Source organism: Affinibrenneria salicis (assembly GCF_008710095.1).
Map to the genome: position 1 here is coordinate 1 of NZ_VYKJ01000029.1, position 14,630 is coordinate 14,630.

Annotated in this window: 12 protein-coding genes and 4 pseudogenes; 8 read left to right on the top strand and 8 right to left on the bottom strand. The window is 49.0% G+C overall.

Features of this window, described 5'->3' with window-relative positions; translation table 11 throughout:
* A partial coding sequence (locus FJU30_RS26185; protein ID WP_150437871.1) for an IS3 family transposase occupies positions 1–209 on the top strand: 209 nt, incomplete at its 5' end.
* Positions 210–656 (top strand): hypothetical protein, encoded by a 447-nt coding sequence (locus FJU30_RS26190; protein ID WP_223881711.1) that lies wholly within the window; start codon positions 210–212, stop codon positions 654–656.
* A gap of 87 nt (positions 657–743) precedes the next feature.
* On the opposite strand, the pseudogene FJU30_RS26195 reads toward FJU30_RS26190, so the two are convergent.
* The 4 genes and pseudogenes from FJU30_RS26195 to FJU30_RS26210 form a co-directional block, all read right to left on the bottom strand.
* A pseudogene (locus tag FJU30_RS26195) lies at positions 744–875 on the bottom strand (IS4 family transposase); the annotation flags it as partial.
* A gap of 108 nt (positions 876–983) precedes the next feature.
* On the bottom strand, positions 984–1,235 hold the full coding sequence (locus tag FJU30_RS26200) for a transposase (RefSeq protein WP_150437872.1): 252 nt from the start codon (positions 1,233–1,235) through the stop codon (positions 984–986).
* 87 nt (positions 1,236–1,322) lie between these two features.
* Positions 1,323–2,360, bottom strand: a complete 1,038-nt coding sequence (locus FJU30_RS26205; protein WP_150437873.1) for a S66 family peptidase — start codon at positions 2,358–2,360, stop codon at positions 1,323–1,325.
* Positions 2,361–2,642: 282 nt separating this feature from the next.
* Positions 2,643–3,275, bottom strand: a complete 633-nt coding sequence (locus FJU30_RS26210; RefSeq protein WP_150437874.1) for a hypothetical protein — start codon at positions 3,273–3,275, stop codon at positions 2,643–2,645.
* 241 nt (positions 3,276–3,516) lie between these two features.
* Here FJU30_RS26210 and FJU30_RS27750 point away from each other — a divergent pair.
* Positions 3,517–3,681, top strand: a pseudogene (locus tag FJU30_RS27750) (RAQPRD family integrative conjugative element protein); the annotation flags it as partial.
* Between the two features lie 117 nt (positions 3,682–3,798).
* Positions 3,799–4,206: a hypothetical protein gene (locus FJU30_RS26220; protein ID WP_191091698.1), complete on the top strand. Its 408-nt coding sequence runs from the start codon at positions 3,799–3,801 to the stop codon at positions 4,204–4,206.
* Between the two features lie 42 nt (positions 4,207–4,248).
* On the opposite strand, the pseudogene FJU30_RS26225 reads toward FJU30_RS26220, so the two are convergent.
* Both FJU30_RS26225 and FJU30_RS27525 read right to left on the bottom strand, forming a co-directional pair.
* Positions 4,249–5,010: pseudogene (locus tag FJU30_RS26225) on the bottom strand (site-specific integrase).
* Between the two features lie 647 nt (positions 5,011–5,657).
* Positions 5,658–6,611, bottom strand: a pseudogene (locus FJU30_RS27525) (tyrosine-type recombinase/integrase); the annotation flags it as partial.
* Positions 6,612–7,032: 421 nt separating this feature from the next.
* On the opposite strand from FJU30_RS27525, the gene FJU30_RS26235 reads away from it, so the two are divergent.
* The 4 genes from FJU30_RS26235 to FJU30_RS26250 all read left to right on the top strand — a co-directional run bounded on the left by FJU30_RS26235 (position 7,033) and on the right by FJU30_RS26250 (position 13,763).
* Complete coding sequence (locus tag FJU30_RS26235) at positions 7,033–7,257, top strand: type II toxin-antitoxin system TacA family antitoxin (protein WP_150437877.1); 225 nt, start codon at positions 7,033–7,035, stop codon at positions 7,255–7,257.
* A 117-nt stretch (positions 7,258–7,374) separates the two neighbouring features.
* Positions 7,375–8,502 carry a site-specific integrase gene (locus tag FJU30_RS26240; protein WP_150437878.1) on the top strand — a complete coding sequence of 376 codons (1,128 nt, stop codon included), beginning with the start codon at positions 7,375–7,377 and terminating at the stop codon, positions 8,500–8,502.
* 285 nt (positions 8,503–8,787) lie between these two features.
* Entirely contained in the window at positions 8,788–10,779 is a 1,992-nt protein-coding gene (locus tag FJU30_RS26245; RefSeq protein ID WP_150437879.1) for a site-specific DNA-methyltransferase, read from the top strand.
* Complete coding sequence (locus tag FJU30_RS26250; RefSeq protein WP_150437880.1) at positions 10,779–13,763, top strand: restriction endonuclease; 2,985 nt, start codon at positions 10,779–10,781, stop codon at positions 13,761–13,763. The genes FJU30_RS26245 and FJU30_RS26250 overlap by 1 nt, the downstream gene beginning before the upstream one ends.
* A 105-nt stretch (positions 13,764–13,868) precedes the next feature.
* On the opposite strand, the gene FJU30_RS26255 is transcribed toward FJU30_RS26250, so the two are convergent.
* Both FJU30_RS26255 and FJU30_RS26955 read right to left on the bottom strand, forming a co-directional pair.
* Positions 13,869–14,438: a recombinase family protein gene (locus tag FJU30_RS26255; RefSeq protein ID WP_150437881.1), complete on the bottom strand. Its 570-nt coding sequence runs from the start codon at positions 14,436–14,438 to the stop codon at positions 13,869–13,871.
* A partial coding sequence (locus FJU30_RS26955) for a hypothetical protein (RefSeq protein WP_223881713.1) occupies positions 14,404–14,630 on the bottom strand: 227 nt, incomplete at its 5' end. The genes FJU30_RS26255 and FJU30_RS26955, both read right to left, overlap by 35 nt.

Sequence of the window (14,630 nt, forward strand, 5' to 3'; positions counted from 1 at the left end):
GCGGAAAGGGTTGCTGCTACGACAATGCGGTAATGGAAAGCTTCTATCACACGCTGAAAACGGAGCTGATGCGGGGAAAGGCGTTTGTCAGCAGAGAACAGGCGATGAACGCCATATTCGATTATATCGAGGTGTTTTACAATCGCCGTCGCAAACATTCGACGCTGGGTTATCAAACGCCAGTGGGTTACGAAATGGCGGCATATTAGGTGGGAATAATTTCGGGGACAGATCAAAAAATCACACTGATCATTCTGGTGGTATGCGTAATTGGTCTTTTCTATGGCTTGCAATATCTCAAGATGGAATTCGCTGACGGTGCTGATTACACGCAACAGGATAAGCGGGAATACGATTATTATACTCCGGAATTGCTAAAAAATATGCCTCGCGTTAGTAACGTCTACCGCTTCCATTACAGCAATGTGTCCGGCCCCAATCCCGCACTGGTTTATCAGGCGAGTTTTTACGGTACAACGGATATAAGAAAAATTGACACCTACCTGGAAAAAAATGGATATAAAAAAACAGGAGTGTGCAATACAAACGGAGATTGCTGGATTGGAAAAGATCCCAATATAACAGTATTTGTGGGTATTGAGGAAAACCCGGGCACCATTCGTGTCGAGATGGTAGATAAGGCGGGATACAATTGACGAGATTTAGCAGGAAATAGCGAAAGACCCAACTAAGTAACCTTCGCAAACCCGGCTGATGCGCTTAGGGATTCCCATAAATCAGCGCTAATAAACTAACACCATATTCTGGTAGATTCTGGCAAGGTGATTAAGAACGGTGCTCGACACCGTTCGCTTTAAAATTAGCGGGGAGTGTCGCAGGACATTCTCCGCTAATGTCAGATATGAGATAAGCCGCTACATTTCAGCCGGTTTTAAGCGCCGCGCAACCAGCCTCTGGCGATATTCATTTCTGTCAGTATGGAAATTAGCGGCTTTCCCGCGCCAGGAACGCCGCCGCTTTTTTCAGAATAAGTTTATCCTCTTCCGGTTCAGCGATTTTGGCTTTAAGACGGCGGATCTCCAGTTCCTGCTCGGAAAGCTGTGGCGTGTTGGAGAAAGCAGCCCCGCCTTATCCTGATAGAGTTTTTTCCAGTTGTAGAGCGTGTTCTCTTTGATATCAGGCTCCTGTGCCATACGGGCAACAGACTTGCCGCTTTCGGGCAGCAATGCAATGGCTCTGCGTCTGAACTCCGGAGTATATTGTTGTCTTGACATAGTGACCTCGCTTTCGTTGATTGATTTGAAAACAAGGTGGGCGCTAAATCAAGGACAGATCATGTCGCGGTAACCCTGAACATATGACTACAGTTGCTGAGTGATAGATCCAGTACCCTCAGTAAAGGTTACTGTCGCGTGAGCGCCATTAATAATAGAAATTTGTGGGGGAATATGACCGATATCAACATCGTACAGCACAGGAATTGAGAGATCCCCAAGAGAAGCCCTAAGAGCATCCAGATAATTATGTTTGGTATTATCATCGACGTCTGGTGCTGCGCTTCTGCCTATAAGAATACCTTTCAAATTCCCAAACCAGCCCTGTAAGCGCAGGCTGAACAGCGCCCGCGTTAATTCACAGGGCGCCATTTCAACGTTCTCAAAATACAGGATTACGCCTTCTTCGGTGTATCGCTCCGTGAATAACCTAAGATTGCCGAACGGTGTGCCTGCTAATCTCGAAATGATCTCAAGGCATCCTCCAATAAGGCGGCCATGGAAGGATAGAGAAGACGTAACGCCATCGAGATGCTTCCATTCAGTATCGTGGGTCAAGTTGAAACCTGCATCGCTTGCTGTGCCCCATTGATTTTCTTCAATCTGAAATGCTTTCGATGAGTATTGCTTAACCACGGCTCCCTTCTCTGCAGCTAAAATGTCCCATACAGCTTTTGTTGTCAGATCCAACTCTTTAGCACCAAGATCCATCAGATTCGGCCCGTGCAATGTGGCCCAGCCAGAGAGTGTAACCAGTGGGAAATGGATAGTACTCAGGTCAGAAAAGCCAACAAACCATTTTGGTTCTGTTTTGCCTAACAGGCTGAAATCCATTAACTCAAGTAGCTCGATAGCCAGATCGCCTCCCCATGGAGGCATAACTGCTTTTACTTCTGGGTCAGTCAGATAGGACATTAATTCCTTTGCACGCGAAATTTTGCATGCGCTTTCATTCTTATGCTGAGAACGTAAGCATTCACCTTCCCGGACTCTGAAACCTTTCTTTTTGAGATTGCTGATGGCAAGTTCCAGTCGCGGGTGTAGATGTTGTGGTACGCCAGCTGATGGGGCAGTAACCGCTATCAAGTCTCCTGGAACCAGCTTAGGGGGAAGGCGAGTATTCATACTTAAATCCTTTTTTCGATTGTAAGTTCATAGTCCATAAACAGATGGAGCTTGCAACCTTTAATGGCAGGTTTATCAACATCAAGGTATCGGTATATTGATGCTCCTAATGCACGCTACCGCCAGTACGCAAGTCGAGGGGGAGGCGCTCATTTCATTATCTCTGATCTCATGCTGTTATCCCGGCTGGACGGCGGCGTACAAAACTTGTTTTTGTGCGCCGGCGTCAGCAGAAAAGCCATGCAGAGCTTGTTTTTGCGCGTCAGTTTATTGATGAAAATATCAACGGAGTTGGTTAGTGCTCTCAATTAATTTGGAAGCGCGATATAATTTTGATAACTTATTCAAACTTGGAACCAGGAGAAATGCCCCAACGGCCATGATGTAAATAGTAAGTCCAAATCTTGCCTTAAATGATAATGAATGGAATATAGTCCCTATAAAGCTATCCTGAAGAGGGAGGTAAAGTATAGGAGAAGACAGCATTATTGCGCCGATGAAATATACGATAAAACTTATGAATGATATTATTTTTCTGTATAGGATGTTATTGTGCTTTTTTCTTTTCCAGCTAAAACCGCTATGAACGACATTTATTTTTAGATAGTCGGAGCAAGTGTGGTATTCCTCAATTCCTTCAACGGGATTTATCATGTTTAGCAATGCATACCTTTCGTCACGAGTTAATCCTTTTTCTCTTGTGATTGCTGCATATCCATACTCACTTGAGATTTTTTTTAGCTTTTCGTCATTTAACTGAGTAGAAAGTTCGTAAGTAAATTTACTGAGTTTCGAGTATCTTTCGAAAAGAATATCCGTTTTTATTACCCACCTCGACTTTAAACCTATTATTGTCAGAGTTAATGCCAGTATGGGGAGTATGATTTTGGAGAAAATATCAATAAGCTCAGTCATTTTGATACCTTGTCGATTATTGGTAAATGCGTCTTGATTATAATTAATCATACGTTTGATAACATTGGATTATTCTCCAAAAAAGTTATTTTGAGACAAAGAAAAATGGAGAAACGTTCTTCCTGTCTCCCCTCGTAATTGAGCATGAGAAATTATCAAAAACCTATAAAGAGTTATCCGCTGACCTTCTCCGCCTGATACCGCACCCTGACAGCACCCTAAATCACTAAGGAGTGCTCGTGTGCTTATCCCCGTTGTGACCAGTCGTGTCGGCGCCGGTTGTCTGCTGGGTCTAACACTACTGCCAGCCCTGGCATCTGAAAAGGACGAGCTGGCGTCTGCCGAGTGCATGCTGATTCAGATACAGTCGGCGCTGGAACGTGCCCCTTCTGTCAGGTTGAAAGCTGTACTGGTTGGTTAGGTTCATCTTACCAGTTTGACTCTCATGCATGCTCCGATAGGGGAATGGCAACCCGCTTCGCAGGTTCTGATACTGTTCAGAGCACAATATCCAGCGGTTTATTTGCCAGAAAGCGATCGTATCGAGTTACCGGGTTCTGATCCGGACAGCCTGACTGCGTTGCTCATCAGGGCAGCGGGGCACCCGACTCGACCTGGTCGCTTTGAGGTGACGAAGGATTTACCTGAAATGAATGAGTACCAGCCAGAGTCGTTCATCGCTGATGTGGGCCGCGCGTTTCTCTCTGCCCTGGCAGGATTACATCTTGCCGGCGAGCCGATGTGGAATGGCGAACTCGGTTCAGATCCGTGGTTACTGCTCAAATCCGTATCGGATGCGGGTAAAGCAGTGGGCTGGCTTGAAGCGCAACGGCAGGCATCCTGTGAGATTCAACTCTGGCAGCAATATGCTGGTCATCTGATGGCGGAACATTATGGTCATCGGTCACTTAAGGTGAACGGTATTTTTTAATGGATATTTAGCTCGTCTTTTTCTGGTTTCTCAGGGATAACACTATATTACCGGCCTATTCCCTTTCAGCATGGCACAGCATCCATCCCGGGCATCTGAAACTGTACGCGATGACGTGCGGCGACATCGAGCGCAAACACATTCGTGTACACCTCCGTGGAGATAATCGATTTGTGCCCCATCAGCGCCTGCAAAACTTTAAGCAAAATGCCGGCATACAGCATGTGCATCGCGTAGCTGTGCCGGAATGTGTGCGGGGTGAACGGACACCGAGAACATCACTCCGTCTGCCGCCGCGGTATCCACAGCCTCATTCAGCCAGGTACGAACCGTCCGATCGGTGATCTCCCAGATGCGCGCCTTCTCCGTTTTGCCGGTTCTCTTGTTACGGCGCTCCAGCGGAATTTTCAGCGTGGCCACCATCATCTGCAACTGGCTGACGTACTGGGTATCTGAAAGGGGAACCAGGCGGTGCGACTGACTGCCCGCGGGAGCGCGGCCTGCCGTTCTGGCAGCTTTCTCTGTTCGCTGCTTGAGCGTGGCCAGTTGAACAAACGGGCAGGGCGGCTCCAGGGAAAAATCCGCTCGCGTCAGTGCCAACGCTTCGTTGATCCGGGCGCCGGTGTTCCACAGCGTAGCCAGCAGCATTTTTCGGTGCAGATCCGGCACGTAGTGGGGCAGGACACCGACTTCTGGTGCCAGCAGATATTTCGCTAATTCATCCTGTACCATCGCCATCTGTCGCAGTGCAAGAGCTGCAGGGTAATCAATGGTTACCGAACGGTAAAGAGGGCACCGGTGCATACTGGGGCGGCAAATTCAGCATTACGTTCCTGTCACTCATTCTTATACCGTTCCTTATGGCAATACGCAGGCGGCTCACCCTGATTGCGGACGATGAAAGACGGAAGAACGGTGATTTCAACATTCGCGTAAGGGGCAAATTTTTCAGTCCCATCAATGTGGGACCGGAATCCATCCAGAATAATCTTTTCCTCCTCTGGGCTGGCACCGACCTGTGACACAGCTATACTGTCTGTGTCGATCCGGGTATACTGCCCAGCCCTTTCGGTGCGCTCTGTCGCACGGAATGTCAGGGTCAGTTCTTTGCCGTTTTCGCCCTTTGGCAGCCACGTTACCACCGTATCAAAATCCGTGAGATTACCCCTGCGGGTGATCACCTTTCCTCTCGTGGTCTGGGTGGTAGGAAGACGCATCTTTCCGTCCCCTGGGAGATCGGAGCGGCAGACCATTACGCTGCCGGGTGGGTAGGCTTCGTTAAGACGAAGTATCTCCTGGTAGGTTGCTGCGTCGACGTCTGGTGTCGTGGCTGCCAGCAGAACCGCAAGACAGATCGCACAACCCGTCCTGTTCATTTTTTTCATGGTTCTCATTTCCTTTTCAGATGATGCCGGTTCCAAAATCCGTCCACCACTACTGTTCGGCATCAGCATCGATATACGCGGATCGTGGCCGCCGGGAAACAGCAATTCCCGGTTACCGGACAGCAGCTTTATCTGCTTCAGTACTGTTACCGCTTGCGTTGACAGCGGCACCAGATGCGGTGTTTTCATTTTTGCGCCACGCTCCGAATAGCGCACGCACGGAATGGGTTCACGTTGTGCGGGGATAGTCCACATTGCGCCATCCAGATCGATTTCCGTCCAGCGGGCAACGCGTAGCTCGCTGGAGCGAATAAAGATTATCAGGTTCAGTTGCACCGCCAGTCGGGTTAATAATCTGCCGGAATAGCCTTCGATCCGTTCCAGCATCTCCGGCAGTTTTCCCAGCGGCAGGGAGGGGTAGTGGTTTTTTGGCGGCGGCGCAATGGCTCCGGCCAGATCGTTGGCAGGGTTGCTGGCGATGAGTCCCTCCTGTACCGCATAGCGCATGATCGCCGTGGTGCACTGCTGTATCCGCGCGGCGGTTTCCTGATTGCCTTTTCTTTCCGCCACTCGCCGCGGGATCAGCAGATCGGCCGTTTTCAGGTCGGTAATGGGGAATTTACCGCTCGGCGGAAAGACGTGCAGTTCCAGCGAGCGCAGGGCTTTGGCGGCATGGGTTTCAGTCCAGCGGATATTACTCGCTACCCACTTGCGGGCGAGCTCTTCAAAGGTATTGCCGCTTTTGCGCGAATGTTTCTCCTGCTGCTTTTTTACGCCGGGATCGTCGCCCGCGTTGAGTACCGGGCGGGCTTCCTCGCGTAGCTTACGGGTATTTGCCAGCGTGACGCTGAGGTAAGCGCCAAATTCCAGCTTCTTCTCCTTGCCGCCGAAGCGATACTGAAGATGCCAAAGCCTGGAACCGTTAGGTTTTATCAGCAGGTATAAGCCCTGCGCGTCGCTGAGTTTGTCAGGTTTATCGAGCGGCCTGGCGTTGCGGATGGCGGTATCAGCCAGAGGCATGGTGGGGGTTCCATCGTTTATCGAACCGGCAGGCCCCCAATTAAGCCCCCAAAAACTACGGATGTCAAAAAATCTGGTAGTACCTATTGGTACTCCAGATTCTTATCAACTTACTGATTTTTCAACGTTCCCGGACACATAAGGACATCCTGAAACTAAATTGTGGTGCCCGGACTCGGGATCATTCAGCTTTCTATTAAGTTGAAATACAGCATAAATTTTAACTATGGGTGTTGTCAAGACCCGTAGGTTGACCCATATTTTGGCTTTTAGATCAATCTAATAGCTCCATACACGAGAAAAAACGTCCGGTTCGTTTCTTCGGTTCGATTCCCTATAATACCTGTAAATCGTAATGAGATAAGCTTTATGCGGACTGTATAATTACTCTCCATAATAGGGACGGGCGGAGGATAACATTATGTCAGTAGAAAAAGACGTTTCTGCTAAACATGTGGCATTAAATTTACGTACCGAGCCCGATGAACAAGCCGTTACTGAGGAGGCGTTGATCGATCAACGCATCATCATGGCAGATCCTGAAGCCTATCAGGAATTCTTTGCCCGTCTGGATCAGGCTCCCTCCCCAAATGCCGCACTGCGCAAAACCATACAAACGCCTGCACCGTGGGAACAGAAAAAATAATATCCGCCACTGAACCGCTTCACGCCGGATTGGTCGGCTCATGCGAACAGGGGCCTGAATACGCCCTCTAATTTGTTGTATTGTCTTTCCCTTTGACCAATAGGGAAGACAATAATAGTGAAAAAACGTATCAAAAAGATGCTGTTAGGTAAGGCGCTGGATAAGTATTTTTCAACGGTATCTCGACATAAGCGAGGACAATTGCAGGAGTTTTACCGGATAAATGTCATTAAGCGCTCACTATTGGTTGAGCGGGATATGGATGAAATATCATCAGTCGATATCGCCGAATATCGAGATAGCAGGCTCTCTCAGGTTAATCCACGTACAAAAAAACCTATCAGTGCTAATACGGTCCGTCTCGAAATGGCACTACTGTCCGCGCTGTACAACCTGGCAAAAGTTGAGTGGGGGACATGCACGGGTAATCCCGTAGAACACGTAAGAAAACCTGCCGTTTCTTCTGGCCGAACTCGAAGGCTCACATCTCAGGAGGAGCGACGTATTACCCGTTATTTTAAAGATAAAAACCCAGAGGTATTGGCTATTTTCCGGTTGGCCATCGAGACGGCAATGCGGCAGGGTGAAATATTGTCATTACGCTGGGAGCATATTGATCTTCGTCTTGGGATCGCACATTTGCCACTCACGAAAAATGGCTCGGCACGTGATGTGCCTTTATCTTCAAAGGCTAGGCAGGTGCTGAAAGATATCTATGTCTCAGGATGTCATGGAACGGGCAGGGTATTTACTTACTCTTCAAGCGGCTTCAAAAGTGCCTGGCGTACTGCATTACAGGTTATGGCGATAGAAGATCTTCATTTTCATGACCTGAGGCATGAAGCGATTAGCCGGTTATTCGAGTTGGGGACTTTAAACGTCATGGAGATAGCCGCGATATCAGGACATAAGTCGATGAATATGCTTAAAAGATATACTCATCTTAGCGCGGCGCATCTTGTGAGTAAGCTTGATGCCAGTAAAAAACAAGCCCAGAAACTGGCTTCGATATTTATCCCTTATCCAGCAGATATTGAGACTAATAGTAATGGTCAGGTGACGATGACATTCTCTGATTTTGATGATTTATCTGTTACAGCTTCTACATATGATGATGCGCTTAAAGTGGCCTCTGTTGAACTGCTTAGATTTCAGGCGATCGCTGCAAAGAATGGCGAGCGGCTTCCCCCACCTGGTCATATTTCGGTAAACATGACTGAACGCGTTCTAATCAACCCGCTTTAAATCTAAACTGGCGATATTGATTCGATATCGCCGTTTTTTGACGCAGATTGCAGGCTTTGCTGACCCGCTGGCTGAAACCGGTGTCTCAGTACGCTAACTCTGCCGGAAGCATGTTGCTTTCGACGCCACGTTTTACACATCACACTGATAATCCGGTGTGTTTTAGTGATTGTTGTACATAACATATGGATGTTACGGGTCATTGATTCGATCGTAAAACTTAATTTAGCACTTCAGAAAGAGGATGCCTGCTGATTCTGCCTGATTCCGCACCGGATTATCAGTATGGCAAATGAACGTATTACTGAGCATAGCTCTGAGCAGAAAGAAAATGCTGAATCGAGTTACAGTATTGATGCTCTGGCCGAGCGCAAACAGGATGAGTTTTGTTCACCACTTTCCGATATCAGCAACGACCTTTTTGAGATCCCGAGCACTACCCCGAATTTCCGCACCGAACTGGCTGGCCAGCTTGCCGAACTGATTCCTGAGGCTGTTGCTGATGGCAAGTTGGACGTTGAAAAACTCCGCGAGCTGTTGGCCGATGATGTGGCTGACAGTAACGAGCGCTTTGGCCTGTTCTGGCCGGGGAAAAAGCTCGCGCTGCGTGCCGCACAAGCACCGACTACTGCAACACTGAAACCAGACTTGGCCAATTCAAAAGACTGGGACACGACGCAGAACATGTTTATCGAGGGAGACAACCTTGAAGTACTGAAGATCCTGCAACGACACTATCACAACAAGGTCAAGCTGATTTATATCGACCCGCCTTACAACACCGGCAAGGATTTTGTTTATCCCGATAACTACAAGGAGGGGCTGGACAGTTATCTGGAGTGGACGCGTCAGGTGAATGAGGAAGGTAAGAAAGTTTCCACCAACAGCGAGACCGAAGGGCGTTATCACTCCAACTGGCTGAACATGATGTACCCGCGCCTGAAGTTAGCACGTAATCTGCTTACCGATGATGGAGTGATTTTTATATCAATCGATGATATTGAACATGCACATCTTTTTAAGATTTGTAATGAGGTTTTTGGGGAAAATAATCTAATTGCAAACATTATTTGGCGTTCAAGGACGTCAATTTCAGACGATCACGAAGTATCAAGAAATCACAACCATATTCTTGCATATGCCAGAAGCAAATCAGTCTTGCGGTTTTATGGTGATGCGATAGATGACTCTGAATACAGTAATCCTGACAACGATCCTAGAGGTCCGTGGAAACCAGTACCTCTTGATGCCAATAAACCTGGCGGGGATACCATGTATTCAGTAAAAAATCCCAATACAGGTGTCGAGCATTTTCCGCCACAGGGAAGATCCTGGTCCATAAACAGCAAGGATATGAGAAGGCTAATCAACGACAACCGTGTTTCATTTGGTCGTGATGGAAAAACAGGCCCAAAACGAAAATTGTTCTATCTGGAGCGTATAGCGCGTGGAGATACCAAAACGCCAAGTTCTGTGTTATTAGATGCAGGTACAACCAAGGATGGAACCAAGGAAATTGCTGCTCTCTTTGGTTTAAAAGGGATATTCGATTATCCAAAACCGACTTCCCTCCTGAAGCGTCTACTTCAATGGGGGGCATCGCAGGACAAAGAGTCCATAATTCTCGATTTCTTCGCTGGTAGTGCCACCACCGCCCACGCTGTAATGCAGCTCAACGCCGAGGACAACGGCAAACGTCGTTTCGTCATGGTGCAATTGCCGGAACCTACGCCGGAAGCTTCCGAAGCGCGAAAGGCAGACTTTGCCACTATCGCCGACATCTCCCGTAAGCGCATCGAACTCGCGGGCGAGAAAATAAAATCCGATTTTGCAGAAAGCCAAGTGGATACCGGCTTTCGCGCCTACAAACTGGCGGACACCCATTTCACCAAATGGCGCGTCACCAGTGATATCGAACCTGACAAGCTAACTCAACATTTGCTCGACCTGCGCGACAGCAGCACTGATGAGGCCAGTCCTGACGACCTGCTCACCGAGCTGCTGCTGAAACTCGGCTATTCGTTGAGCGAACACCTCAGTACACAAGTTATCGCCGGGCTGGACATCCATGCCATCGCTGGTGATGCCGACAAGCCGCGTCTGCTGGCGTACTTAAACGAGCGAACCAAACCCACACTGGAACAATTGCGGGAACTGGTGAATACCGAACCTACGCGCCTGATCGTTCTGGAAGATGCCTTCCACGGCGACGACGAACTGAAAACTAATATTGCTCAATATGCCAGGAGCAAAGGTATTGAGCTGAGGACGGCGTGATGAACAGTCATTCTCAAAATATGGGCTTTCAATTTGATTCGCATCAGCAATATCAACTTGATGCCATCAACGCCGTGGTGGATTTGTTCGATGGCCAACCAAAGGATGCCGACAAGATCGCGATTGCCTTGCGTGGCAGCGTTGCCAGCCGGGAAGGTGAGCTGGATTTAGGCATCAAACAGGAGATTGGTGCTATCGGCAATAATCTGGTACTGGATGAAGGCACTATCCTTGCTAACTTACAAACAGTACAGGATCGCAACGGGCTGGAGGTATGCGAAAAACTGGTTGATGATAAACTGGATTTCGACATCGAAATGGAGACCGGTACGGGTAAAACTTACGTTTATCTGCGTACTGTTTTCGAACTGGCAAAGAAATATGGCTTCACCAAGTTTATCGTCCTGGTTCCCAGCGTCGCCATCCGTGAAGGGGTGAACACCAGTATTCGTTTGATGCGCGAGCACTTCCGCAGCCTCTATCCGGCGCAGCCTTTCGATGCGAATGTCTACAGCGGCGACAAAGCCGAGGAAGTTCAGGCCTTTGCGACTGCGACCAACGTGCAAATACTGGTGATGACGATCGATGCGATACGCGGTAACAAGAATACGCGCATCATTCACCAGCAGCGCGACAAACTCAATGGCTTGCGTCCTCTGGATTACCTGAAAGGCACGCATCCCGTGGTTATCATGGATGAACCACAGAATATGGAATCACTGCTATCCCAGTCCGCGGTGGGTGAACTCGATCCCGTATTCACGTTGCGCTACTCGGCCACGCATAAACAGCGGCGAAACCAGATCTACCGGCTCGATCCGGTTGATGCGCACGATCTCGGTCTGGTGAAACAGATCGTTGTGGCTGAAGTCGCACAGCACGGTGCGGATGTTGCGCCTTACGTCAAGTTGCTGGAAGTGAAAGACACGAAAGCCGCGAAACTTGAACTGGCTTGCCGCAAGGCGGATGGCTCTATCGCTCGTCGTAGCAAAAAGGTCAAGCCGCACCAGGAGTTGTCAGACGTCACGGGAAATCCTGCTTATACAGGTTGGCGTATTAATGCTTTGAGCATTGCCGCTTTCGGTACGCCTGCCAGTATTGAACTGACGCCGAATGGAAACCTGTTATGCGAAGGTGAATCCCTGGGGGGCGCAACAGGCGCGATTTACAAGGAGATGATTCGGGAAACCGTGCGCGAGCATTTGCGCAAGGAAGCGATGTTGCGCCCGAAGGGGATTAAAGTATTGAGTCTGTTTTTCGTAGACAAGGTGGCGAGTTTTCTCGGCGATGGGGTGAACAACGAAGACGCAAACGGCGAGTTCACCAAGTGGTTCGATGAGGTGTTCAGGGAAGAGCGTAGCAAGTCTGACGTCTACCAAACATTGCTGTCGCAGGATCCTTGCGAATTACGGCGAGCGTATTTTTCCCAACTGAAAACGCGTGGTGGCACGACCTTTGTGGATTCGTCAGGCACAACGGCCAAAGATGACGACGCCTACAAACTCATTATGCAAGACAAGCAGCGTCTGCTGGACGACGCAGAACCAGTACGCTTCATCTTTAGCCATTCTGCACTGCGCGAGGGCTGGGACAACCCCAACGTGTTTCAGATTTGTACGCTGCGTGAAATGGGTGCGGAAACGGAACGTCGGCAAACGTTGGGACGTGGTCTGCGCTTGCCAGTGGCGAAAACAGTAAAAGGCTATGAGCGTGTTACCGACCGCAGCGTTGCACAACTCACCGTGGTGGCTAATGAGTCCTATGCTACGTTCGCTCAGAACCTGCAAGCTGAATACAGGGAGGCGGGCGTAGCCATCGGACAGGTACGACCCAATGAATTTGCCAAGTTGATGAAGAGGGATCCTCATGGTGCGATGACCGATGACATGCTGGGGTTCAAGACATCTTCTGCCATATTCAAACATCTGGAAAACGCAGGGTTCATCAAGGATGGTAAGACAACTTCCATGTTTCTGCCGGATGCAGCAGGATTCTCATTACATTTGCCTGCTGAGTTCAGGCCCTACGAATCAGATATTATCCGGTGCATCCTTAATGCGGGTATTGAGAAATATGTGAAACCTGTAAGCATGAGGGCCAAGCGTAAATTCAACAAAGAACTCTACGCCTCGCCGGATTTTGAGATGCTTTGGCGTGCTATCAGCCAGAAAACCACTTATCGAGTGACAGTTAAACACCCTATGCTGATTGAGGCGTGCATAAAAGCGATCAAGGCTGAACCCAAAATCCAGCCGTTACGTATTGATGTCACACGTGCGGGTGTCAGGGTGCTGCGTGGCGGCACGCAAGGGCAAGAACTGGGGGCACGAACTGTCGACCTCAAAGGCAGCTATGATCTGCCGGACATTATCGGTGAGTTGCAGCAAGGTACGTCTCTTACGCGCAAGACGCTGGTAGATATTCTCACCGGTAGTGGTAGGTTGGACGAGTTCATTGCCAATCCGAACGACTTTATGGCGATGGTACGCCGTTGCGTAGAGGGTGAACTACAGCGCATCATTGTCGAAGGCGTTCAGTATGAAAAGATCGGCGGCTCCGTATATGAACTCCGCGAGTTGCAAGCCGACGGCCTTGCTGAAAAGGATTTCTTCAAAGAGCATCTGTACCGCGTTGAACACCCTGAGAAAACCGATTTTGATTACGTCGTGTTTGATGGCGGGCCGGACAGCCCAGAGCGAAAGTTCGCAGAGTTTCTCGATCACCACGAGGATATCAGGCTGTTTATGAAACTACCGCCAAGATTCCAGATCGACACGCCGGTTGGCCCTTATAATCCCGACTGGGCCATCATCAAATCCGAAGGCGGCGAAGACCGCATCTATATGGTTCGCGAAACCAAGAGCACCATGGATGAACAAAAAAGGAGACCATCCGAAAATGCCAAAATCAAGTCTGCCGAGGCACACTTCAGAGAAATTGGCATCGAGTATGCGGTTTCAGTACCTGAACAGTGGAATATTTGACTGTCGGCTGGCCTGTGAGGAATAGGCTGGGTAATCAGTGTGGTAAACCTGCCTGTCTCTTTGACGGCAGGTTTACCAGAAGTAGATTACTTAATCTTTTCAACGTTACGTTTTGGCGCTCCGTTTTCTGCCGACGGGGAATTTTCGATATAAGGTATCTACTGCTACGTCATAAATCAGTGCCACCTGCTGTCGCGGGACGCCATTAGCCAGAAGGTGTCCGGCTTGTGCCCATTGCTCAGGCGTCAGCTTGGGCCTACGTCCACCGATGCGTCCTTTAGCCCTGGCGGCAGCCAAACCTGCACGGGTTCGTTCGACAATAAGTTCTCGCTCCATTTCAGCCATCGCCCCCATAATGTGAAAAACAAACCTTCCCATTGGCGTGGCGGTATCTATGGAGTCGGTCACGCTACGAAAATGAATCCCTCGTTGTTGCAACGTGTCCATTAGTTTGACGAGTTGTCTCATACTGCGTCCCAATCGATCCAGTTTCCACACCGCGAGCGTATCCCCCGCCTGTAATGCCTTCAGCGCACGATTGAGTTTTGGTTTTTTCTCTGTAGCTCCACCGATTTTCTCTTCAAATATCTGCTCACATCCTAACCGTTCTAGCGCTTCACGTTGTAAATCGGTGTTTTGGTCATTTGTTGATACCCTGACATAGCCTATTAACACGCCGTTTCCTCCTGTCAAAAGGAGGGAGAATGCCAGATCGTCCGATAACGCTCATCTGCGTAATTGTTGATTTAGGAAAATCAAAAGCGGCCATAAAACCATAAATGAATTCATCACGATTCAGCTCGTGGGTTATCTGTTCAAGCTGCTCGAAAATCCTCGCCTGATTAACTGCCATACATGATCCTTCAG

Bases quoted from the DNA above. Each gene is read 5' to 3' on its own strand.
- FJU30_RS26235 (WP_150437877.1), top strand. From the start codon at position 7,033: ATGTCAGTAGAAAAAGACGTTTCTGCTAAACATGTGGCATTAAATTTA.
- FJU30_RS26205 (WP_150437873.1), bottom strand. From the start codon at position 2,360: ATGAATACTCGCCTTCCCCCTAAGCTGGTTCCAGGAGACTTGATAGCG.
- FJU30_RS26250 (WP_150437880.1), top strand. From the start codon at position 10,779: ATGAACAGTCATTCTCAAAATATGGGCTTTCAATTTGATTCGCATCAG.
- FJU30_RS26200 (WP_150437872.1), bottom strand. From the start codon at position 1,235: ATGTCAAGACAACAATATACTCCGGAGTTCAGACGCAGAGCCATTGCA.
- FJU30_RS26210 (WP_150437874.1), bottom strand. From the start codon at position 3,275: ATGACTGAGCTTATTGATATTTTCTCCAAAATCATACTCCCCATACTG.
- FJU30_RS26245 (WP_150437879.1), top strand. From the start codon at position 8,788: ATGGCAAATGAACGTATTACTGAGCATAGCTCTGAGCAGAAAGAAAAT.